This is a genomic window from Bacteroidales bacterium (assembly GCA_023229505.1).
In the GTDB taxonomy this organism is placed as follows: domain Bacteria; phylum Bacteroidota; class Bacteroidia; order Bacteroidales; family JAGOPY01; genus JAGOPY01.
This window is the reverse complement of the sequence record JALNZD010000003.1, coordinates 73,825-98,163: the sequence shown is the minus strand read 5'-3', so window position 1 is coordinate 98,163 and position 24,339 is coordinate 73,825. Positions and strand designations below refer to the sequence as shown.

The following is a 24,339-nucleotide window of genomic DNA, read 5'->3' as shown; positions in this document are numbered from 1 at the left end:
AGACTAAAATCCTCTTGCTATTTTTTTAAATAAACGTCCCCTCTCTTCAAAGTTCTTAAAACTGTCGTAAGAAGCGGCTGCCGGCGATAACAGGCAAATTTTTCCCGCTGAGGTCTGGCTGAAAGCCAACTCACAGGCCTCCTCCATGGAACCGGCCATGAAAAGGTTCTTATTCATCTTTCCGGTTGCCTGAAATCCATCATAAATACGCAATCCAGACTCGCCTAAAAAAATAAAATTCCTGACATGGGATTGAATCAGAAAATCGATCAGGGTAATATAATTAAGCATCCTGTCGTACCCTCCTAAAATCAGCGTATCCGTCTCAGGCAATGCCCTCACTGCTGCTATCGTCGCTTCGGGGATGGTTGCGATTGAATCGTTGTAAAAATGGATCCCTTTATATTCTCCGACATATTCCAGCCGATGCTCCAGGCCCTGAAAAGAAAACAGCCCCTTTCGGATGGATTCATCACCGGCTCCGGCATTCCGGGCAGCCAGTAAAGCTGCCATCATATTCATCCGGTTATGGTTCCCTTTTAAAGCAAATTCACCCGTTATCTCAATAAAAACGGTTTCTGTACCATCCAGGCATAGCATGATCCGGTCACCGGATAGATAACAACCATTCTGCATCTGATAGCTGGAAGAGAACGAGTAATATTTCAGCCGGGTACTTAACTGGCTGATCCGTTCGCTGATCCCCGGAATATCTTCGTTATAAATAAAAATATCCTCCTCAAGCTGACCCGAGAGTATCCTCATTTTCGCGCTATAATAGGCCTCAAGAGAGGGGTAGCGGTCCAGGTGCTCCGGGTAAAGATTTAGTAAAACCGCGATATGAGGGGCAAGGATGGAATCTTCCAGTTGATGGGATGATAGCTCAAAAACGATCCGGGTTTCATTGTCAACCTGATCCAGATGATCAAAAGGGGGAAGACCGATGTTGCCTACCAGGATACTCGGAATCCCTGCCGTCTTCAATAAATGATGGATCAGGCTTGACGTAGTGCTTTTTCCTTTGGTTCCGGTAATCCCGATGATCTGACGGTGAAAAGCCTCCAGCATCAAGTGAGTTTGAGAAGTCAGAATAGTGCCGGGATTGATTTTTATATCCTCCGGCAGGGCAACACCCGGGCTTTTTATGATAAGCTGGTAATTCGAGAGCGATTCCAGGTAATCCGCACCCAGATTAATGGAAAGTTTTGGCTCCATAAAATATTCCGGTGCTTCCTTAAATAATTCCGGGTTACGGTCGGAAATACCGATAGGAATCCCAGGGAAATGCTTCCGGATATAATGAAATGTGGATTGCCCTTCACGGCCGAAGCCCAGGATGAGCAATTTCCGGTTTTCCAGCAATGGTGAAAGCAATTTGTTCATCGGAGCGCTTTTTCTAGCAGGTTTATGTATTTTTCCGGTACGAAATGATCACCGGATAAATCCGGTGAATTTCCCCCGGATTCATCCGGGCAGTTCTGTTGCTGATGAACCCGGATCAGATAAGGGAGATCATCTTCTGGGTACATTTTAACCGCTTCATTCAGTGCAGCATTGACTTCCCCTACAGTGCCAATGCATTCAAACGGCTTAATGTCCGCTATGCCGCTTAATTCTTCGAGAGTCTTTTCCAATGCGGGATCATCCAGGAGATTGTGACCAAAAATGCCGGCCAGTGTTTCCGGTTTAATAAAAGGAGATAGGATAATGTAAGTAAACAGGCACTTTGGACACAAACCGCACCAGCTATCGGTTTTACTGCCAACATTGCAGCTTTTGAAATAATGAAAAAATTCCGGCATCCCTGAAAATAAACGAGCAATGTGCAGTTCCGACAAAGGCCGGAGCATACTGAAATAATTAAACCCTTCTGAAATATAAACACGGGTATATTCGCGGAAATCTCTCTCGAATTCTATAGATTTGGAATACTGATGATTGATGGTGGTCCCGGGAACCGTCACTTCGTTGGCGCTGGACTCATTAGAAAGTACGATTTCAGTATGGCCTGTCAGATAGGCAGCCAATAAAGAATAAAAAGCGAGCAGGGCTGAAAACGGGGTATGGCCGTTGAGAAATCCTTCCTTGTTTAATTTAAGTAATTGCAGATGAATTTCCCGGTAAAATTCAATGGTTTGAGCCTCGCTTTTACCCACTGAATGAATGACTTCCCTGGTGGTTTTTCTCGGGTTGATGACAAAGGGCAGCCAGTTATCAGCTGTTTTATTCAACAGGCCCATGGTTACCGCCGAATCTTTGCCTCCACCTACCGGCACCAGGCAGCCATCGGCCGGCTTAACCGGGAAAGATACAACAGGATTTTCATCCGGAAAGATCATTTCCATGAAATCATCTTCATTAACCCGGATGGAATTCATGAAAAAAAATTCTCCAAGGCCGTGGAAGTATATCTTCTTCCAGAACTTAACCTGTGAGGCTGACAGTTTATGCGGTTTAATGATGACTTTTGGCGCACAGGCTGCCTTCCAGTAACTGGCCAATTCGATCATTCCGATTTGGAAAACCAGGTTATTCAGCGATGCGGAAGCTAAACTGTCAAAAGGATGAAATAAACCAGGTTTATATGGTATGCTGACATGTGGCTTAAAAAAATACTTTTCAGACAGACTATATGAAAAGTTTAATTCAATGGTGTTACCGGTAAATTCATAATGATAGGAGTCATAGGTAAAAATGGGAAATTCTTTCCTTAAATCATAAAATCTTGAAAAGTTATCAAGCCTCCGCATCAGGATGGTATTATTTTTGTAATTTTAAAATTCAAAAGTAATCAATTCGGGGGCAACCCATAAAGTGCCGCAGAAAATGAAAGATATTCACGATCTTCTGAAAATAAAAACCAATAACATTAAACCGGCAAGGGGAAAAATTCTTATTTCGGAGCCTTTCCTGTTGGATTATTTCTTTAAAAGGTCAGTCATTCTTCTGGCGGAGCATAATGATGACGGTACTTTCGGAGTGATTGTCAATAAACCGATTAAAGCCCGGTTCAATGATGTAGTTAAAGATTTCCCTGAGTTTAATTCCAAGGTTTATCTTGGCGGTCCGGTTCAAAGCGACAGCCTTTTTTTCATTCATACGCTGGGTGACAAGGTGGAGAACAGTCTGGAAATTATCCCGGGAATTTATTGGGGCGGCGACATTGAGCGGATCAGGGAGCTTATAGAGCTATCGCTGATCAAACCATCACAGATCAGGTTTTTTATCGGGTATTCCGGGTGGTCACCTAATCAACTGGATGAAGAGTTGGAAAGAAATTCATGGGTTGTTTCGAATGTCACGGCTGATGATCTTTTAAGAACTACTCCTTCTATGCTTTGGAGCCGTTCACTCCGGCGGCTTGGCGATGAATATGCACACTGGATCAAATTCCCGGATGATCCAACCGATAATTAAATCAAGGCATCAATCATCAGATTGTTTAGGAGAAAACTAAAGAGTTAACTTTGATCCATGGGCATTTACCGCATTACGGTCGTTTTATTAATTGCAGGGTTAACCTGGATAACCCCTGTCGTGGCCCAGAAAACGAAATTGCAGCAGGGCAAAGACTATTTTATGGATGGATCATATTCCAAAGCCCTTGAATTATTCAATCAAACTGTAAGTCAGGACCGTTCTCTTACCCCGGAAATGCTTTCCGAAGCATACTATTATCGTGGACTGACTTATGTCAGATTATATGATGAATCATATACCGGTGAAGATAAAGAAGCGCAGAAGCTGTATATAGATGCCTTGCTTTCCGCTTACCGGGATTATAAAAAAAGCATGAATTATGATCATGGGGATCAATGGAAGAAGATTGACCTGGAGATAAAAAATCTTCATCATGCACTGCTCCGGGAAGGCCTGGCTTCATTAAATGAATACAATGACCTGGTTTTTAACGGGAAAACTGACCCGAAGCTCCTTGCCAGGGCCGGGGATTATCTTGTTTCAGCCCACGAAATCCGGGAAACCTACCTGGTATGCGACCTTCTTGGACAGGTGTATCTTGATAAAGGTCAAAAGCAGGAGGCGGCCGGATATTTTACTAAAGCTGAAAAACTATATACCGAAAAACTACCCGAAGAGCCTGATTTTCTTATGGCCTATGTTTTTTACCGCCTGGCGGCCCTCCACAAACCTGACAGCATCAGGCTTGCCATGCAGGACAATCAACGCGGATTAATTTTGTTGGAAAGTGAACATGAAAGGTTCCTGGCACTTAAAAATAAGCTGACGCCTGTCAGGGCACAACAAATGGAAGAGCAATATCAATTAGCATTACGGGACCTCAATAACCTTAAACTTGACTTGTACCTGAGTGATAGCGAACTGTATGTTGAGGCTTTACATGTTTTTGAGGAAGAACTGGCTAAAAACCCCGGAGATATTGATTTATTGATCGGATATGCATCATTGCTGGAGAAATCTGATAAGGATAAAGCTATCCTGACTTACCAGAAGGCCCTTCAGGTTGATCCAAACAACGCTATAGTACTGTTTAACCTGGGAGCATTATATTACGCCAAAGGGAAAGCCCTTTTCGATACTGCTCAGAATTCTTCTGATAATAAGCAGTTTGAATTACTTTCGGAAGGAGCACTGGCAAATTTTGAAAAAGCCAGGCCATTTTTTGAGCAGGTGCTTATAGAAGACCCGTCATCATTAGAAACCATCCAGGCATTAAAGACAATCGCATTTATTTTGGATGATCAGCCTTCATACCTGAAATACCAGGACATGGAGAGTAAATTGGGCCGGTGAAATGATCTCACATTAATGGGTTAAACTGATGGGTTAACCAATCAGTTTATCAGATATCTCGGTGCTTGCGTCGGGGAGGCCCATTTTTTCCTTGTTCAGGTGTCCACACTTAGCTTTAAATGTCTACCAAGGCCTTCGCTAATAATTCTCATCAGTGTTGAAAGTCGGATGTCACTCGAATCATTCTCAATACGAGAAATGTATGATTTTGTCGTGCCACATTTTTTAGCTAGCTGCTCCTGAGTCAGACCTTGTTCTTTACGAAGTTCCTGAATCATGACTCCGAGTTTGAAAGCTTCAAATTGCTGCTCATATTTTTCTCTTGTTTCTGAACCCCGTTTGCCATATTGACTATCTAAATGATCCTCAAATGAAGTCAGGTTTTTATTATTCTTTTTCATCGAAGTATTGTTTTTTTATTTTCTCTGCCAATTCAATTTCCTTTTTTGGAGTTTTTTGAGTTTTCTTTTGAAACCCGTTAACCAGGACAACTAACCTTCCTTCATCAAAGAAGCTGAAAACCCGGAAAATATTTCTTCCAACCTCAACTCTGATTTCAAAAAGTCCGGTTGTGCCGGTCACGTGTTTGAAATATTTCTCAGGAACTTGTTTAATATCTCTGATAAGTTGCAGCGTCCAGTTGAACTTCTTTCTAGCTTCTGGATTTAGTGTTTCAAAGAAGTCAAGGTAATAGTTCCTGTAATAAAATATGCTCCTGTTAAATTTTTCTTTCACGACACAAAGTTAGCTAATTAGGGAACATTATCAATATAATCTGACATTTTTTTTGGGCGCATGTTAATTGCTCACAATCGAAAGTATTGACTTCATTAAACAATAAGAATTTCATTTATAAGTTCATCTTATAAACCAGGATTTACCATTGGTAAACTCATCAGGCTAAGAAATAGTCATTCAAATACCTTTGCCATTAAACAATCAAATTTCAATATCTATGAAAAAAAACCGTTTACTGACAATGGCTGCCATGTCGGCCGTTGTAATTTTTATGCTGACCGGTTGTCAGCAATTACCTACAATAATGAGAGCTAAGCAAATTCCATTAGAAGATTTTTTCAGGAATCCTGAAAAAGCCAGTTACCAGATCTCCCCGGGAGGTACTTATTTCTCATTCAAAGCTCCTTACCAGGACCGGATGAATATTTTTATCCAGAAGATTGGTGCTGATTCGGCAATCCGTCTGACATCAGAGACTGATCGTGATATCATGGGTTACTTCTGGCCGAATGATAACCAGATCCTTTACCTGAAAGACCAGGGCGGAGATGAAAATTTCAGGCTCTACGGCGTTAATGTCGATGGGTCAAACCCGGTTTGCTACACTCCATTCGAAGGCGTAAGAACGGATATCATCGACGATCTTCCCGAATTTCCTGACCTGGTGATCATCGGGATGAACAAGCGTAATCCGCAGGTTTTCGATCCTTATCGTCTGAATCTGAAAACTGGTGAGTTGGAAATGCTTGCTGAAAACCCGGGCAATATTCAGCAGTGGGTTTTCGACCATGAAGGCAAATTGCGTGCGGCTACTGCTATCGTTGATGGGATAAATTCCCAGGTTTTGTATCGTGAAACAGAAAAAGATGAGTTCAAGCCGGTTTTGACAACCAGCTTTAAAGAAACCATGTCGCCCTTATTTTTCACTTTCGATAACCAGAATGTTTATGCAATTTCTAACCTGAACCGTGATAAGACTGCTGCGGTGATCTTTGATATCCGTAACGGCAAAGAGATTGAAGTTTTGTATGAAAACCAGGAATACGATGTCGATAATATTTATTATTCAAGAAAGAGAAAGGTAATTACGACGGCTAATTATGATTCAGATAAGAGAAACAGGCACTTTTTTGATGAGGAAACCCGCCTGGTTTTTGAAAGACTTAAAAAAGAACTGGGACAATACGAATTAGGGATTTCTGCCGTAACAGATGAAGAAGACCGGATGATTGTGCGCACTTATAGTGACAAATCTTTGGGTGCTTACTATATTCTTGACCGGACAACGGATAAACTGACGAAGATCGCCGATGTCAGTCCCTGGCTGGATGAAAAGGAAATGGCTGATATGCTCCCGGTTACTTATCAATCACGCGATGGATTGACAATCCATGGTTACCTGACATTACCAAAGGGTTATACGATGGAGACTGCCAAAAAATTGCCGGTGATTGTCAACCCGCATGGAGGCCCATGGGCTCGTGACAATTGGGGATTTAACCCTGAGATCCAATTCCTTGCCAATCGCGGTTACGCAGTTTTCCAGATGAACTTCAGGGGATCCACAGGTTACGGCAAGAGTTTCTGGGAAGCTTCCTTCAAGAAATGGGGGCTTGAAATGCAAAATGATGTTACCGACGGGACGAAATGGCTCGTCGAAAAGGGAATTGCTGATCCTGAACGCCTTGTCATCTACGGTGCAAGCTATGGCGGTTATGCAACCTTGATGGGGATTGTAAAAGAGCCGGAATTATATGCTGCGGCTGTCGACTATGTCGGGGTTTCCAACCTGTTCACATTCATGAGGACGATCCCTCCGTATTGGGAGCCTTACCTGCAGATGATGTATGAAATGGTTGGCAACCCGGTTGCCGATAGTATCCAGTTGGCGGCAACTTCACCGGCATTAAATTCCGGTATAATTCAGACACCCCTGTTCATAGCACAGGGCGCTAATGATCCGAGGGTGAATAAAGACGAATCTGATCAGGTAGTAAAAGCGCTTAAGGAACGTGGAATCATTGTTGAGTATATGGTGAAAGATAATGAAGGACATGGATTCCACAACCAGGAAAACCGTTTTGACTTCTACCGTGCTATGGAAAAATTCCTCGGTGAGAACCTCAAAAGCAATTAAAATTAATGGGGCTGTCTTAAAAGTTTGAAAAACAAAGTTCTTACACTTTTCAGACAGCCCTTCATTTCTTCGGATTGATATTTTTATATTACTTTTATATTTCAAATAATCAATCCTTATGAAACTGAAACCCCTTACCTTTTATCTTTTACTGCTATCTTTTTGTTTTGCAGCAATGACCGCCTGGTCGCAATGCGAGCCGGCCAGCCCGGAGCAGTGCCCTGATCCCGAAAATAATGGCCAGGTTTGCCCCGACTCCCTTACCGTGGCGAGGATAGGACAGCTTTACAGCCAGGTGGCTACCATCAAACCTCCGGCAATTTACTTGATGGAGGATAGTACTGAAATAGAACTCCATCATGTGAAATTGATGGAAGTTGGCAATTTGCCAGCGGGGATTACATGGCAAAGCAATACGATAGACAGCATTTTCACCGCCGGAGAATATTATTGTGTCCTCATGGAGGGTGCCCCGGTCCTGGCAGGTGATTATCCCCTCCGGATTGTGGTGGATGTCTATGTCGTTGTAGTCCCGGGCTGGCCTCCAATTAAAGTTGCTACTGTCACAGATTCTACTTCCCTTACCCTTGTTGTCGTGGACGATGCAGGAATCAAAGGAAATGAAAATACATCCCTGTTTGTCCGTCAAAACATTCCCAATCCTTTCCAATGCAACACAAGAATCGATTTTCATTCGGAGATAATCGGTACGGTTGACTTTGAAGTGTATTCCATCCTTGGACAAAGGGTTTATGATCAACAAATTATTGCAATCAGAGGGGAGAATTCTCTGATTTTTAACGGGCAAATGCTGCCCGAAGGACCTTACTTCTATATTTTCCGGTCCGCCAGGTACAAATCAACCGGCATCATGATCCGGAAGGATTAATTTGTCTTTTAGAAGGTTGAAAAGTATAAATCTCAACTACAAGGGGGTGAAAAAGAAATTTGCCCGGTTAATGCGTTTCGCATTTTCTATTCAGGTCTTTTTAATCATCTTTCCATTAACTTCTTATGCCCAGCAGGTTGTGATCTCGGGCCGGGTTACAGATGCTTTAGACGGAACACCTCTCAGCGGGGTGAATATACTGGTTGACAGCATTGGCGGGGGGACCACTGATCCGGAAGGCTATTACCGGGTTTCGGTAATCCCTGGCAGTCACATTATTACATTCAGATTTATAGGTTATCAGCAGGAAAAGTTGACCATAAAAACCCAGGCTCGCGTGGATATCCTTCGTGACATTCGCCTTCAGCCCCTTATAGTAGAGTTGAATACAGCTGTAGTATCTGCATCCAAATATGAGCAGCGCTTATCGGATGTAACTGTTTCGATGGAAGTCATCAAACCTGAATTTATTGAAAATCTGAACAGCCAACAGTTAGATGATGCGTTGCGCATGATTCCCGGCGTAGATGTAATGGATGGCCAGGCCAATATCCGGGGAGGCAGCGGATACTCATACGGCGCCGGCAGCCGGGTGATGTTGTTGATGGACGATCTCCCCATGTTAACGGGTGATATTAATGATGTCAAATGGAATTATCTGCCGGTGGAGATCATCGGGCAGGTGGAAGTCATCAAGGGCGCATCATCAGCACTTTATGGCTCTTCGGCGCTTAACGGTGTTATCAATGTCAGAACAGCCACACCCGGGGATATTCCCGAAACCACCGTGAACCTGTCCGGCGGGCTGTTTACGAAGCCTTCCCGCAGGGAACTCAGTTGGTGGTGGGACAGGGTACCGTTATTCGGAGGATTGAAGATATCGCATCTGCGTAAAGCAGGACCTTTTGATATTACACTTGGCATCAATGGATTCACGGATGAAGGATACCGGACTGATAACTACCAGCGCTATGGAAGGTTTAGTGCAGGTCTGAGGTTTAATCCTGGAAACGTGGAAGGGCTTTCTGCCGGCCTGCATACTAGTATTCAACTTCAGAAATCATCCGACTTTTTGATCTGGACGGATGCCGATTCAGGTGCCTTTGTCCAGAACCCGGTAGCGGTTACCCCGGTCAATGGCTTCCGTTTTAATTTTGATCCATATGTATCTTATTTTGATAAACGGGAAGGCAGGCACAGCCTGAAAACCCGCTATTACAGAGTCAACAATAGCTTCCCGGATGATCCGGATAAGAATAATGGCTCTGATTATTTTTACGGAGAATACCAGTACCAGCGGCAGTTCCGAAATAAAATGCACTGGACCATTGGTACCGCTGCATCTTATACACTTGGAAATTCACAACTTTATGGCGATCACAAGGGCTCTACTATCGCTTTATTCACCCAGTTTGACCAACGCTTTTTCGATCGTCTGTCGGTTAGCTTTGGACTGAGATGGGAGCGCTATACCCTCGACAAAACCGATGATGAATCGCGGCCTGTCGCACGGGCCGGCATCAACTACCAGGCAGGGAAAGCATCGTATATCCGCGCTTCCTTCGGACAGGGTTACCGGTTCCCTTCTATGGCTGAGAAGTACACTTCCACCAGCGTGGGCAGCCTGAATATTTTCCCGAATCCTGATCTCAGATCTGAAACCGGCTGGAGTGCGGAAACTGGTATCCGGCAGGGATTCCGGCTTGGGAATTGGAGCGGTTTTATTGACTTTGCAGGGTTCTGGACAGAGTACCAAAATATGATGGAGTTTACGTTTGGTGTCTATGTGCCTGACAGCAATACAATCCCGACGTTGGATAATCTTGGCTTTAAATCATTAAATATCGGAATTGCCCGTATCACCGGTATCGATTTTTCCATCAATGGTAAGGGCAAGGCGGGTAATGCAAGATTCAGCTATTTAGCCGGATATACCTATTTGAATCCGCTGGATCTTTCTTCGGATTCTTTGGGTGCCCAAATCCTGAAATACCGCTACCGTCACTCTGCAAAAGGGGATTTCGAAATAATAGTTAAAAATTTCAGTGCCGGCATTACTTTTTCTTACCAAAGCTTTATGGAGCGCATTGACGAACCGTTTGAACTGAGGATACTGGGCCAGGAGTTCTTCCCCGGCTTGAAAGAATACCGGTTAGAAAACAATAAAGGAGCTATTGTATTTGACTTCAGGGTAGGATGGCAGGTCACACCATCTTCGGGGATCAACTTGTTCGCAAAAAATATTTTTAACAAAGAATACATGGGACGGCCGGGAGATATCCAGCCGCCCCGTAGTATTAGCCTTCAATATTTGCTCAAGATCAGGTAATTTCTTTAATAAATTATCATCAGCTCGGTTCCCAGGATCTTTCCATTCTTACTGCTAAAACGGATCACATAAGTACCTTTTGAGGTATTGGCCAGGGCCAGTGAATTATCTCCGGGTTTAATCATAATCTCAGTCACCATCTGTCCATATACAGAATAAATGGAAACGAGCATTTCTTCATTATAAGGGTTGATTAACCGGAAGCTACCTTCATTCGGATTAGGATAAATCCTGATCATGGCTTCATCCTGTTCATTTAATCCAACGGGCATCACATCAATGTAATTCTCTTTCAGGACGATATCTGTTCCGAACATATTGGTAACCGTCAAAGAAACATCATATATGCCTGGTTCCGCATAGAGGATGCCGGAAGGGCTCTGGCTGGTTGATGAAGCCGGCTCTCCACCCTGAAATTCCCACAGCCATGATTCGGGGGTGCCGGTTGACAGATCTGTGAAATTCACTGTCCCGCCTTCGTATAAATTTGTTGGAGTTCCTGAAAAATCAGCTGCAGGAGCATTTCCGACCTGGATATAATTGATCTTTTCTTCGGTAGAAGTGCCGGCGACATTTGAGATATACAAGATAACGTTAAAAGCCCCTGGGGTATTATAAGTGATGGGAGGTGGCGTTTGTCCGACATAAGAACCCGGAGTGCCGCCGATAAACGTCCAGACCCATTGATCAGGATCGCCGGTGGAAAGATCTGTGAAATTAACACTTCCGCCGGTCAGCACGATAGTGTTGTCGGCTGTGAAATCAGCAACAGGCCAGGAGGAGCAACCTGCCGCTGGTGAGGCGAAAATGGTGTCTCCCTCTGGATTTATCGCAACAAATTCAATAGAAACTGACCAGTTCTCCCCTAAAGCATTATCAAGGCCTGGGTCACAAAATGTCAAAGAGGGTCCGGTACCATCCGGTTCAATCGGCCATGGACTGACATCATCAAACACGACACTGTCGACCACCATGCCGTAACTGTTACGCAGCAGTAAAAGTTCCCCGCTGTTACTCAAGGCGCCGCCAAATTGATATGCCATCATGCCGTAAAAACTCTGAAAAGCAACGGAATCAACGGCTATCAGAAAGTATTCACCTGGGTTAAGGGTGGCAGCCGGAAAAGTGAACGTAACTCCGTCCGAGAAATAATACCCTGTTAAATCAATGCTGACATTGTCGTGGTTGAATAATTCAATAAATTCCAGGGTATCGTTACCTGATTCAGGCGGATTGTACATGATCTCCGTTATAACCAGCTGGGGAATATAAATAGGCTCAATGATAGAAAATATCCCGCTCAGACCGACTGCATCTGCTGCAAAGTCGGTGATCCTGATCTGGCAGTCATTGCTGGGAGTCTGGGTAGGGGAGATGTTCCAGGTCCAGAGACCAGCGCTGGCCGGGACTGAAGGCGCCAGTGTGCTCCAGGTCGGGCTGCCTGAGGAAGCGTTTATAGACAGTTCTATCTGGACATTGGCAAGCGTATTGTTCGCGCTCCAGGTTATATCATGTGTGCTTCCCTGCTCCCAGAATTCTCCGCCGGCAGGACTGGTAACAGTAATGAATGATGTGACCGCCTCGCCGGTGATCTCTATTTCATCGACGCTCCACCTGCGCTGCCCCCCGTCGCTGAGATATTGAAAAGCAATGTACACGTTGGCCCCTGTTATCCCGGAGAGATCAATATCTTCGGATGATAACCATGTGTCGGCGTTTTCGGCCTTTTCGAAACTAAACTCTGTCCATGATGCCTGTGTCGGGTCACCACCGGTGTAGTTTGTGGAATATTTTAATTTTAATTCACTATCCGTATTGCCAAATTTCCAGGCTGTCTGGAAAACCATTACTTCATTGTCGAAATTATTTAAGTTGAGGGAAGGGGAGATGAGCCAGTCGTTGCTTGGCACGTCTTCCTGGAATCCGTTCATCTGGGCGAAATAGGTTGTCTGGTAAGCCCCGCCGAAGTTGACAACAGCCCATTTTTTGTCACTGGAAACACTAATAGTGTCCCAGTCACCAAATGAATTGGTCTCAAAATCCTGTCCCATGATCTCATAAATTGTTAAATCCTGAGCTGAGGGGACCGTTCCGTCTGTTTTATAGTTGATGTTTGAACCGGAGTTGGTATAGGGATATATTTTAAAATAGTAAGTTGTTTCACCATTAAGGCGGAAAAAAGTACAGGCCTGGTCACCATATGGGACATTCAGTATACCGATGCCGTCCGACAGATCAGGATCGTCGGTTTCCTGGGTACCGTCGACAGGGGCTGCAATGTTATCCTGGTCACTGGCTTTTATAAGGTATTTCTGGGGTAACTGGCCACCGACCGCATCGGTCCATGTCAGGTCCACCACCAGCCCATCTGCATCGGCAACAAAGTCCATTGGGTAATTTGTTGGTTCCGGGTAAATGGTTCCGCCAAGCGATTGTCCATTATTGAGCTGGCCCGGAGTAGCGGTGGCAGGGGCCTGCCAGGTAAACTCACTGTAACCCGATCCGGTGCCTGAAAGCTGTAGCGACTGACCTACAGGAGTAGTAGAACCTTCTTCAACCCCGATGCTAACGGATGTCAAGCCTGAAGCGGGGCCGTCAACAGCCATAAATGTTCCTTCATAACTTAACCACTGGCCTCCAATGAGTACGCTCTGGTAACTCAGCGCCATCCCGTCAGGAGAACCATTCTGGATACTGGCGCCATTCAGCGTGTAGTTGAAATAATAGAAAGTGTAATTGCCGCTGTTGGCTCCAACAGTAAAAACATCAAGGGTCCTTGTATCGTATGACGCTCCGTTATTTCCATTATAAAGCACGACGGCGAAATCAGCCAGGTTGTAACTACCGGGATTCTGAATCACGACTTCGATGAACTCGTCGGCATCTGTGCTGGCATTGTCATAATGGATCTCATTGATCCAGGCATTCTGGGATAAACCCGTGAGGGAAAGTAATGTCGTAAAAATTGCCAAAAGGCTTAGGGTTCTGTAAATGTTTTTCATAGAATGGATTATTTATATTTAAAAATTCCTCTTGCAAAGAAGATCAAAATCTGCCAATTATAGAATGTTTTTGCGTTATTTATTTGTTAACAATTGATAAAAAGGACATTGCTATAATATTGAAAACCAAATTGATACTATAAAGTCATTTTAAAGCGCCTGATTTTCCCTGGAGGAATTGCAATTTTTCCGCTGTATGCATGTTCTTTCAAGCCATTGGAATCAGTCGTGAACTTAGCTTTGAATGAAATCATCCAAAATAGTTATCTTTGCACACTTTTTGCAATGAATAATTCACACTCACACTTCACATGCACACTCAAACCCACACCCTCTTCGGGGCTGACCGGTTTTGACAGCGGGTAAGTGGTTGTGTAAGCACGCCGAGCCTTGCAGATATGCTCGTAAATATCATCTGCAAAATTCCAAGTGGCGAAAATAACTTCGCTCTCGCTGCCTAATCTGGTAAAATAGAGGTGGCTTCATCCCGGAACAAGGTTTCGGGACGGGACGTTCTGCCGGTGGAGATGCCTGATTCCGGCCGGATTACAGGGCGCTCGCAATTTTAGGCTGGTTGTGCCATTTCCCTGCTGGCGCGACGAGATTAAGGGGATACGATGAGGTTTGGGTGCCGTTCTCCGGGCCTTGTCCGACAACCAACAAACGGCTAAGCGCGTAGAAAGCACCTCTGCTATCTGTTTGGACGAGGGTTCGACTCCCTCCAGCTCCACCTTCGCCCGCCGAAGTGACCCGCCAACGGCGGGTACGAAGGCGGGCTTTGTACAGTTGTTAATTAATTTTGCTATTTGAAATAAGCGGGCTTCGGCCTCGCTTCGCTGAAGCTACGCGAAGGCGAAGCGGACGCGGTCCACATTAACCGCCGAAGTGTTGCGTCAGCAACACGAAGGCGGGCAAATATTCCCTCCCAACCACTTTTTTCATTGATTTAATTAATTCCTCGTTCAGATAACCCGGAACAGGATGATGGTCTAATATCAAAATCAGAAATTATGTGGTACGTCTATATTCTCAAATGCGTTGACGGCAAGCATTATACAGGATGCACCTCCAACCTTAAAGAACGGATATCCAAGCATCAGAACGGACAGGTAGAATCTACAAAATCAAGACGCCCCGTGGAATTGATCATTTATATAGCATTTACTGATAAATATAAGGCATTCTTCTTCGAAAAATATCTTAAATCCGGCTCGGGAAGGGCTTTTGCGAAAAAAAGGTTCCTGTAGTATATTCTGAGGTTTCAATACTTCGAATATCATGTTTCGAGTATCGTTTTTTCGAATATCATTTGCAAAATCGTCCCTGTTCGATCGTCCATCGTACATGATGTTTATTATATTCCTCTAATAAATCATCTCACCTTCCTGATAAATTACTAAATTTGAATTCTCAGCAGATTCAAGTTTGAGTTAATGTTTATTTCCGCAATTTGTTTATCCGCATGCCCCAAAAAGAAGCCAAAGCCCGTATAAAAATCAATAAACTTCTGGAAGAATCCGGATGGCGGTTGTTAGATGTACCGGATGGAAAGGCTAATGTTGTCTTTGAAAACCATATCCGAATTACGGAAAAGATGATCAACGAATGGGGAGATGATTTTGAAAAGACCAACAATGGTTTCATTGATTTTCTCCTGTTGAATGAGAAAGGGCATCCGCTGATTGTACTGGAAGCTAAAGCAGAAGATAAAAACCCACTCATTGGCAAAGAACAGGCCAGGAAATATGCCCGGGCAGAGAATTGCCGCTTCGTGATCCTTTCCAACGGTAACCTGCATTACTTCTGGGACCTGGAGCGTGGCAACCCATATATCATCACCAAATATCCTGATCCTTCTTCAGTGGAAGGGTTCAAAAGGATTATTCCGGATACCGGCAAACTGATCAACGAGCCGGTCGAAGAGGATTACATCGCAAAAACTCAATATCCGGGATATGCAACCGACCCGCAATTTATCAACGACCAAACCCGCGGTGAGTTTTTGGATAGGACAGGGGTAAGATTTCTCAGGAACTATCAAATCAAAGCGGTTAAATACCTTCAGGATGCTGTGAAACATGGCAGTGACCGTTTCCTGTTCGAGATGGCTACCGGAACCGGAAAAACATTGGTTGCTGCTGCGGTATGCAAACTATTCCTTCGTACCGGTAATGCCCACCGTGCGTTGTTCCTGGTCGACCGGCTGGAATTGGAATCCCAGGCACTAAAATCATTCGTCCAATACCTGAAAAACGATTTTAAAACGGTCATTTACAAAGAGAGTCATGATGATTGGAAGAAAGCAGAGATCGTTGTGACAACCGTTCAGTCGTTACTTTTTGATAATAAGTTCCGCCGGTTGTTTTCCCCGACAGATTTTGACCTGGTTATTTCCGATGAAGCACACCGTTCAATCGGTGGAAATGCCCGGGCTGTCTTTGAATATTTCGTCGGTTATAAACTTGGACTGACCGCCACGCCAAAAGATTACCTGAAAAAATTCGATTCGGAAATCAAAACCGTGGATCCTCGTGAGATTGAACGTCGTAATCTTTTGGATACATACAAAACTTTTGGCTGTGAAAAAGGTCAGCCAACTTACCGTTATAGTCTTCTGGATGGTGTGAAGGAAGGTTTTCTGATTAGTCCCACTGTAATTGATGCCCGTACTGAAATAACTACACAGTTGCTTTCAGATGACGGTTATTCAGTAATGGATATCGTTGATGAAGGTGAGGTAGAGGAAGAAACTTTCCGACATCGGGATTTTGAAAAAAAATTCTTCTCAGAAAAAACCAATACTGTCTTTTGCAGGACTTTCCTTGAAAACGCTTTGCTCGACCCGATCAGTGGTGAAGTAGGAAAGGCTATAATTTTTTGTGTGAGCCAGAACCATGCAGCGAAGATCACTCAAATCCTGAACGAGATGGCTGATCAGTTATTTCCCGGAAAATACAACTCTGATTTTGCCGTTCAGGTGACTTCGTTTATTCCTGGTGCCCAACAAATGACCATCAATTTCAGTGATAGAAACAATAACCTTAACGGCAATGGAAATTTTCTTCCGTCATACCTGACAAGTAAATCCAGGGTGTGTTGTACCGTTGGCATGATGACCACCGGTTATGATTGTCAGGACATGCTGAATATCTGCCTGATGAGGCCAATCTTCTCTCCAACTGATTTTATCCAGATCAAAGGAAGGGGAACCCGCACATGGTCATTTGCAAAAATGTTGATCAACCATCAGGACAAAGAAGAACACAAGGATGAACGGAAGAAGACGTTCAAGTTGTTCGACTTCTTTGCAAACTGCGAATATTTCGAAGAGAAATTCAATTACGATGAGATCCTGAAACTTCCACCGGTAGGAACAGGAACTGCCATTGATCCTGGACCAGGTCCAAGAAGGATAAAAGAATATGAAACCTTTGATCCGGACAAGGTTAAGACATTTCATGAAAAGCTAATTGGTCTCGAAGGGATGAAGATCGACCGGATGTTCTTTGAAAAGTTTCAGGAACGTATCCAGAACGACCCGGTGGTTGCCGATCATGTCCAGGAGGGCTTATGGGATGTGGTGATCGATTACGTGGGCAAGGAGATTATGAACAAGCCGGAAGAGTTTTATACTTTAGAAAAATTACGAAAAGCGGTCAATGTGGATCGCCGTATTAGCCTTCGGGAAATTATTGAACGGATTTTTGACCTGATCCCCTACTTCAAATCGAAGGATGAATTGCTCGAAGAGGAGTTCGAAAAATTCCTTTCTGTTTGCAAGCCGGATGAAAGAGACGATATCATTGCTCTGAAATATTATTTCAAAGCCTATATCACTGATCAAAAAGTAAGAGAGATCATCGATAGTAAACAATACACTGACCTGAATGTAAACCCTACTTTTTCGATGTCTGATTTTAAAGCGGTTGGGACGGAATGGCGAATGCTTATCCCGGAATATATCAAGGACTATGTGCCATTGAATAATTTTATGTAAACATGCTGGACATCGAAACAAGACGCAGGATTGATGCGGCGAGAGATATTCTCGTCGGTAAAGTACCCGACCCCAAAAGCCAGGTTGAACAAATCACTATAGCCCTTATCTACAAGTTCATGGATGATATGGACAGTGAATCAGAGGAAATGGGCGGGGAGAGGAAATACTTCATTGGTGAATATTCCCGGTATGCCTGGCATAAATTAATGGACCGATCACTGGGAGGTTATGATGTGCTGAACTTATATAGCGAATCAATTCTGAAGATGAATCAGAACCCCAACGTTCCTCAGTTGTTCCGGGATATTTTCAAAAACGCATACCTGCCATACCGTGATCCGGAAACGCTGAAGGCGTTCCTGAAAACAATCAATGATTTTACTTATGATCATAGTGAGAAACTTGGTGATGCCTTTGAATACCTGCTATCGGTTTTGGGTAGCCAGGGAGATGCCGGACAATTCCGTACGCCAAGGCATATCATTGACTTCATGGTAGCGATCATTGAACCACAAAAGCATGAAAGTATTCTCGACCCGGCTTGCGGTACGGCCGGATTTTTAATTTCATCATATAAGCATATTCTGAAGAATAATTCTTCCAATTATGATCCTGAAAATGATCCGGCGGCATTCGAGATGCATGGTATTCGTCTGGAAGAACTTGGAGCAGTCAACGGGAAGAAGTACAAAGGAGATAAACTGACACCGGATGAACGCACAAGGTTGATGAACAATATCCGTGGATACGATATTTCACCGGATATGGTGCGCCTTTCCCTTGTGAATCTTTATCTTCATGGATTTACTGACCCGCACATCTTTGAATACGACACCCTGACCAGTGAAGAGCGCTGGAACGAATATTCGGATGTAATTCTGGCCAATCCGCCGTTCATGTCACCGAAGGGAGGCATCAGGCCACACAAAAGGTTCTCAGTGACAAGCAGCCGCAGTGAAGTATTATTTGTGGACTACATGGCCGAGCACCTTACCCCAACAGGTAAGGCTGCTATCATTGTACCGGAGGGCATCATCTTTCAATCCGGAACAGCATATAAAACCTTGCGGAAGATGTTGGTGGAGGAAAATTACCTTGTCGGGGTGATCTCATTACCTGCAGGTGTTTTCAATCCATACAGCGGGGTTAAAACCTCTATTCTTTGGCTTGACCGGACCTTGGCAAAGAAGACGGATAAGATTCTCTTCGTGAAGATTAACAACGATGGCTTTGATCTTGGCGCACAGCGAAGGCCGATCAAACAGAACGACATGCCGGAAGCCTTCAGGAATATTGTCAGGTATAAAGAGAGCATGTTAAAAGGAGAACCATTTGATGCCGATCAGTTTCCGGGATTTACGGTTGCTGAAAAGACCAAAGTTGCTGTTAATGGGGATTATAATTTGAGTGGGGAGAGGTATTTAATTGTTGAAAGAAAAGGTTTACAGACATGGCCAATGATAGAACTTGGCAGTGTTATCGATTTTCTGCGAGGCGTAACATATTCAAAAAAAAATGAATCAGAGGAAGAAGATAGCAAAATAGTTCTTAGAGCAAACAATATCGAAATTTCTTCAGGGAAAATTATTTTTTCAGATTTAAAACGTGTTTCAAGTAAATTGGTTTTTAAGGATTCACAGAAACTGCTTAAAGGTGATATTCTAATATGTACAGCAAGTGGCAGTGCTGAACACATTGGAAAAGTTGGTTATTCTTTTGAGGACACTTCATATTACTTTGGGGGATTTATGGGAGTAATACGTTCAAAAGGTGCGATTGACGCAAAATATCTTTTTTTCCAACTTAAAAATGAAAAATTTCGAAAATTCCTTGTTGAAACCACTGTTGGTGCTAATATACGAAACTTGAATTTTTCGAACTTCTCCGTTTTTAGAATTCCTCTTCCACCGCTCTCCTTTCAACATGAGATTGTCGGCGAGATAGAGGGATATCAGAAAATCATTGATGGAGCCAGGCAGGTGGTGGAGAATTGGAAACCAAGGATTGACGTTGATCCGGAGTGGCCTGTGGTGGAATTGGGGGAAGTGTGTCAATTAACATATGGATATACTGATACTGCTCGAGATGAAGGAGATGCAAGGTTCATCCGAATAACCGACATTGATGAAAATGGTGAATTGAGGAATAATGACATTAAATACATAAACCTCAATAACGAGGCCAAAAAGTATTTATTGAAAGAAGATGATTTGGTAGTTGCACGAACTGGAGCCACTTATGGTAAAACCCTATTGTTTAAAGAATCTTTTCAAGCTGTTTATGCATCATTTTTGATAAAACTTGATTTTGACCGGAATAAAATCTGCCCCGAATATTATTGGATCTTTACTCTTTCTGATCAGTATAATAAGCAAAAAGCTAATCTTATGACAGGTGGGGGTCAACCGCAATTCAATTCAAAAGCCATCCAAAAAATAGCAATTCCATTACCGGAAATTGAGATTCAAAAAAAATTAATAATTAAGATAGAGCAAGAGCAAAAGATTGTAAAATCTAATAAACAACTTATAGCACTTTTCGAGCAAAAGATTAAAGACCGGATTGCGAGGGTATGGGGGGAATGAAATAAATGTGTATGAATCGTATTAACAAAAAAAAATAAAAGTCCTCTATAACTAACGATTGATAAGCATTACGGGTACTGTTCAAAACAAAAAAAAGGCAGATTTGCAATTTTCATGTAAATCTGCCTTAATTTTGATCTGTTGCTCGAGAGGGATTCGAACCCTCAACTGACGTTTAGCCCGCGTCGTTTTATCCACTTAAACTATCGAGCAGACGCCTCAAATATTTGCATCTAAAAGGACTGAAAAACAGTCCTTTTTGTATTAAAGAACGTCAACTACAAAGATATAAGGGAATCAAGCATTTGTATACATGAACTTTTCAACATCGGGGGGTTGAAAATTTTTATACTATTGATTTATAGTGCTTTATTACGAATAAGTGATATTTTTCAACAATTATTGATAACATTTTTGGTCTGGTCAGCAAAAAAAACACTTTAAAATTACGTTATAAAGCAAAGATTATCAAGAAGATAATAAGGATCAAACTTTTTATCAAAATTAGTTTTCAACAGGCAAAACTGTAAAAGAAATTTAATGACTGGATATTAAAGTGCCTCAGATCAATTGGTAATGAATCATTTCTATTATTCCAAGTTCGTTTAATATAAAATACCCGCCTCCACAAGCCCGTTACGGTCCTTTTGGCTAACGGGACTCCGTTACCGGCCCAGTGGGATGCTTTTTTCAGCTAAAATTAAACATGCTTTTTTGCCGGACAGAAAAAAATTGTGAGCCCTCCTGTCAGGAATGACACATAACGTGGTCTTATCGAACAAAGTCCTACCCACAAGCCAAAACTTATGCTTCGTCCGATAAGTCAGCGTTATGTTCAATCCTCCAACGCTCTGTAACTTTTGGCAATCAAGGCTTCCAGACTCATCTGTTTTATTTTTTGTCCAAACTTAAAGCTATGACGACTATTGAAATTCAAGACAGTCCGGAATTGGTCATTTTAGTTCAGAGACTTCAGAAGACACTGAAAGACACAGGAAAGGTCTTTATTGAAGAACTTGAAAACAAAAAGAGAATTGATTTCAGAACAGTTTACACATTCAAGGATGGCACTGTGTGCACTGACAATGACACTTACTACTACTCAATGAAGTAGTAAAGGGCAATTTGCTTTTAAAGGCTTTTTTTCCTATCTTTACAGGTTCTTTCGTAGTTTTCAAATTCAACATGGGGGATATGAATATGAAAAAATTAGGATTAGTTATTTTTTCAATTATAATAGGGTTCATTTCTTTTTCTCAAGATGAAATGAATATTTCTTCAGCAGATAGCAGAATAAATAATTATTTGCAAAATCCACAGAATCCTTTAAATGAAATAATTGTTGGAACAGGCACTGAGATAGTTGATTGGCCTTATTTTACTATGTATACAGATTCAAAATGTGATATTTTATATACTGCAAGTGAAATAAACAATGCAGGTGGATTTCCTGGAAATATCACCATTGTAGGGCTAAATGTTCATTATAGGTCATCAAACTGGCCGACTATGAATGGTTTCCAAATTAAGATGCAACATACGACTTTAACAAACCTAACAAGTTTAGTAATGACAGGCTGGACAACGGTATATGCCCAAACTTATACGGTACCAGGAACTGGATGGCAATATATAACTCTGACTACTCCATTTAATTGGAATGGAACAAATAACCTACTAGTAGAGATATGTTTTGATAATCCAAATGGGTACTGGGGAACTTCAAATACTGTTAAGGGATCTATTACAAGTGATTTAATGGTTTATCATAAGTATATCGATAATGGCGCTGGTTGTGATTTGACTAATTCTCAGGGTTATACGCACAACTCTTATTATCGACCAAATATATCTCTAAATATTGCACCTACTAATCCTCCTGTAGCACCGACCCTCATTTCTCCTCCAAATAACTCGACAGGTATTTCAGTAACCCCTACTCTTGATTGGAATGATGTAAGTACTGCTTCTAGTTACCGAGTTCAAGTCTCAGTCAGCAGTTCCTTTTCTTCTACTATTGTGGATGTAAGTAATTTAACAACATCTTCTTATACTATTCCTGGTGGAATATTATCTTATGGAGCTTTATACTATTGGAGGGTAAATGCCACAAATTCCATCGATACCAGCCCATGGTCAGCAATATGGAATTTTACAACAATTCAACAATATCTAATCACTACCTCATCCAATCCCACCTCAGGTGGCACAACAACAGGAGGAGGTACTTATCTTGCTGGGCAATCAGCTACTGTGATTGCAACTCCATATATTGGTTGGAGTTTTGATAATTGGAAAGAAAATGGCAATATTGTAAGCGATAGCTCATCTTATACATTTATAGTTACTTCTAATCGAACGCTTGAAGCTAATTTTTCACAACAGACTTTTCAAATCACAACTAGTTCAAATCCAACATCAGGTGGCACGACATCTGGCGGTGGAACATATACTTATGGTCAGACGGCAACTGTTATAGCGACTTCAAATACAGGTTGGAATTTTGATAATTGGAAAGAAAATGGTAATGTAGTAAGCACAGACTCTTCATATTCATTTACTGTTACTTCTAATCGAACGCTTGAAGCTAATTTTTCACAACAGACTTTTCAAATCACAACTAGTTCAAATCCAACATCAGGTGGCGCGACATCTGGCGGTGGAACATATACTTATGGTCAGACGGCAACTGTTATAGCGACTTCAAATACAGGTTGGAATTTTGATAATTGGAAAGAAAATGGCAATATTGTAAGCGATAGCTTATCTTATACATTTATAGTTACTTCTAATCGAACGCTAGTAGCTAATTTTTCTCAAATCCCTTATCAAATTACAACAACTCCAGTTCCAGATTCCGGTGGTTCAACATCTGGGGGTGGTACTTATTATTATGGTCAGATCGATACTGTCGTTGCTACACCGAATACAGGTTGGGATTTTGTCAATTGGACTGAAAATGGTATTGTTGTGAGTACTTATCCGACTTATTCATTTCCCGTTACTTCTAATCGTTACCTGGATGCAAATTTTACGCAAACAGGTACTTTTCTTATTCAAACTTCTTCTTATCCTGCACCCGGGGGTTCGACTTCTGGTGGTGGTACCTATATATATGGGTATACTGCGACAGTGGTTGCAACATCAAACCCTAATTGGCAATTTGTAAATTGGACCGAAAATGGAACTATTGTAAGTATTTCTACAAGTTATTCGTTTACAGTTACTAGTAATCGGTCTCTAGTAGCTAATTTTGAATATACTTTACCCCCTGAACCATTTAATCTGCTTTATCCACCTGATCAATCAACAAGTATACCATTGTCATTTAACTTTTTATGGGAGAACTCACTTGGTGCAACCTATTATCATTTTCTTCTATCCGATGATTCAAACTTTATTCATCTAATTGTTGATACTTTTGGACTTGTCTCACCACAATATTTCATTCAATCCGGGATACTAGTTCCTTTTCAAACATATTTTTGGAAAGTAAGATCTTATAATAATATTGGATATACCTTTTCCGCTACATTTTCATTTACAACGAATGATGCAACAGGGTTTCCTCCATTAAATGAAATTCCTATTACTGTATATCCAAATCCTTCTAATGGTAATTTCAAAGTCAAGGTTGAAATTTCAAGCACAGAACATTTATACATTGGTTTATTCGATGTATTTGGCCGACTTTATAAAGTGTTTTGTAATAATTCATTTGACCCAGGTATTTATGAAGCGAACATAATTGAGTCAAAATTAAAACCAGGTGTTTATCTGTTAAAGATTTCATTTGGATTGTCTACAAAAGTTTATAGAATTATTATTTTAAATAATTAAATTTCGTTTGGCTGTTATTCATTTATTATGACAGTTAATACAAGGA

15 protein-coding genes, 1 tRNA gene and 1 other RNA gene are annotated in these 24,339 nt (G+C 42.2%); 11 read left to right on the top strand and 6 right to left on the bottom strand.

Features of this window, described 5'->3' with window-relative positions; all coding sequences use genetic code 11:
• Positions 1 to 3: 3 nt before the first annotated feature.
• A complete protein-coding gene (gene murD, locus M0Q51_01890; protein ID MCK9398729.1) occupies positions 4 to 1,383 on the bottom strand; it encodes a UDP-N-acetylmuramoyl-L-alanine--D-glutamate ligase in 1,380 nt (459 codons plus the stop codon).
• Complete coding sequence (locus tag M0Q51_01885) at positions 1,380 to 2,750, bottom strand: hypothetical protein (GenBank protein ID MCK9398728.1); 1,371 nt, start codon at positions 2,748 to 2,750, stop codon at positions 1,380 to 1,382. The genes murD and M0Q51_01885 overlap by 4 nt, the downstream gene beginning before the upstream one ends.
• A 76-nt stretch (positions 2,751 to 2,826) precedes the next feature.
• Here M0Q51_01885 and M0Q51_01880 point away from each other — a divergent pair, with 76 nt between their 5' ends.
• The gene (locus M0Q51_01880) at positions 2,827 to 3,417 is read left to right on the top strand and encodes a YqgE/AlgH family protein (protein MCK9398727.1); all 591 of its coding nucleotides are present in this window, start codon (positions 2,827 to 2,829) and stop codon (positions 3,415 to 3,417) included.
• Positions 3,418 to 3,474: 57 nt separating this feature from the next.
• Entirely contained in the window at positions 3,475 to 4,773 is a 1,299-nt protein-coding gene (locus M0Q51_01875; GenBank protein MCK9398726.1) for a tetratricopeptide repeat protein, read from the top strand.
• A gap of 95 nt (positions 4,774 to 4,868) precedes the next feature.
• Here the strand turns inward: M0Q51_01875 and M0Q51_01870 are convergent, their stop codons facing one another.
• Both M0Q51_01870 and M0Q51_01865 read right to left on the bottom strand, forming a co-directional pair.
• The gene (locus M0Q51_01870) at positions 4,869 to 5,174 is read right to left on the bottom strand and encodes a helix-turn-helix domain-containing protein (GenBank protein MCK9398725.1); all 306 of its coding nucleotides are present in this window, start codon (positions 5,172 to 5,174) and stop codon (positions 4,869 to 4,871) included.
• Positions 5,161 to 5,508, bottom strand: a complete 348-nt coding sequence (locus M0Q51_01865; GenBank protein ID MCK9398724.1) for a type II toxin-antitoxin system RelE/ParE family toxin — start codon at positions 5,506 to 5,508, stop codon at positions 5,161 to 5,163. The genes M0Q51_01870 and M0Q51_01865 overlap by 14 nt, the downstream gene beginning before the upstream one ends.
• A gap of 274 nt (positions 5,509 to 5,782) precedes the next feature.
• Between M0Q51_01865 and M0Q51_01860 the strand changes: the two genes are divergently transcribed.
• The 3 genes from M0Q51_01860 (at position 5,783) to M0Q51_01850 (ending at position 10,866) form a co-directional block, all read left to right on the top strand.
• On the top strand, positions 5,783 to 7,648 hold the full coding sequence (locus M0Q51_01860) for a S9 family peptidase (protein ID MCK9398723.1): 1,866 nt from the start codon (positions 5,783 to 5,785) through the stop codon (positions 7,646 to 7,648).
• A gap of 118 nt (positions 7,649 to 7,766) precedes the next feature.
• Complete coding sequence (locus M0Q51_01855) at positions 7,767 to 8,537, top strand: hypothetical protein (GenBank protein MCK9398722.1); 771 nt, start codon at positions 7,767 to 7,769, stop codon at positions 8,535 to 8,537.
• A 46-nt stretch (positions 8,538 to 8,583) separates the two neighbouring features.
• Entirely contained in the window at positions 8,584 to 10,866 is a 2,283-nt protein-coding gene (locus M0Q51_01850) for a TonB-dependent receptor (protein MCK9398721.1), read from the top strand.
• 5 nt (positions 10,867 to 10,871) lie between these two features.
• Here the strand turns inward: M0Q51_01850 and M0Q51_01845 are convergent, their stop codons facing one another.
• A complete protein-coding gene (locus M0Q51_01845; GenBank protein ID MCK9398720.1) occupies positions 10,872 to 13,868 on the bottom strand; it encodes a lamin tail domain-containing protein in 2,997 nt (998 codons plus the stop codon).
• 338 nt (positions 13,869 to 14,206) lie between these two features.
• On the opposite strand from M0Q51_01845, the gene ssrA reads away from it, so the two are divergent.
• The 4 genes from ssrA to M0Q51_01825 all read left to right on the top strand — a co-directional run bounded on the left by ssrA (position 14,207) and on the right by M0Q51_01825 (position 20,453).
• Positions 14,207 to 14,601: a transfer-messenger RNA gene (gene ssrA, locus M0Q51_01840) on the top strand.
• A 277-nt stretch (positions 14,602 to 14,878) separates the two neighbouring features.
• Positions 14,879 to 15,115 (top strand): GIY-YIG nuclease family protein, encoded by a 237-nt coding sequence (locus M0Q51_01835; protein ID MCK9398719.1) that lies wholly within the window; start codon positions 14,879 to 14,881, stop codon positions 15,113 to 15,115.
• 215 nt (positions 15,116 to 15,330) lie between these two features.
• Entirely contained in the window at positions 15,331 to 17,865 is a 2,535-nt protein-coding gene (locus tag M0Q51_01830) for a DEAD/DEAH box helicase family protein (GenBank protein MCK9398718.1), read from the top strand.
• 2 nt (positions 17,866 to 17,867) lie between these two features.
• Entirely contained in the window at positions 17,868 to 20,453 is a 2,586-nt protein-coding gene (locus M0Q51_01825) for an N-6 DNA methylase (protein ID MCK9398717.1), read from the top strand.
• 141 nt (positions 20,454 to 20,594) lie between these two features.
• On the opposite strand, the gene M0Q51_01820 is transcribed toward M0Q51_01825, so the two are convergent.
• Positions 20,595 to 20,666: transfer RNA gene (locus M0Q51_01820), tRNA-Ala, on the bottom strand.
• 703 nt (positions 20,667 to 21,369) lie between these two features.
• On the opposite strand from M0Q51_01820, the gene M0Q51_01815 reads away from it, so the two are divergent.
• A complete protein-coding gene (locus M0Q51_01815; protein ID MCK9398716.1) occupies positions 21,370 to 21,567 on the top strand; it encodes a hypothetical protein in 198 nt (65 codons plus the stop codon).
• An 80-nt stretch (positions 21,568 to 21,647) separates the two neighbouring features.
• Positions 21,648 to 24,293 (top strand): T9SS type A sorting domain-containing protein, encoded by a 2,646-nt coding sequence (locus M0Q51_01810; protein MCK9398715.1) that lies wholly within the window; start codon positions 21,648 to 21,650, stop codon positions 24,291 to 24,293.
• Positions 24,294 to 24,339: the final 46 nt, after the last annotated feature.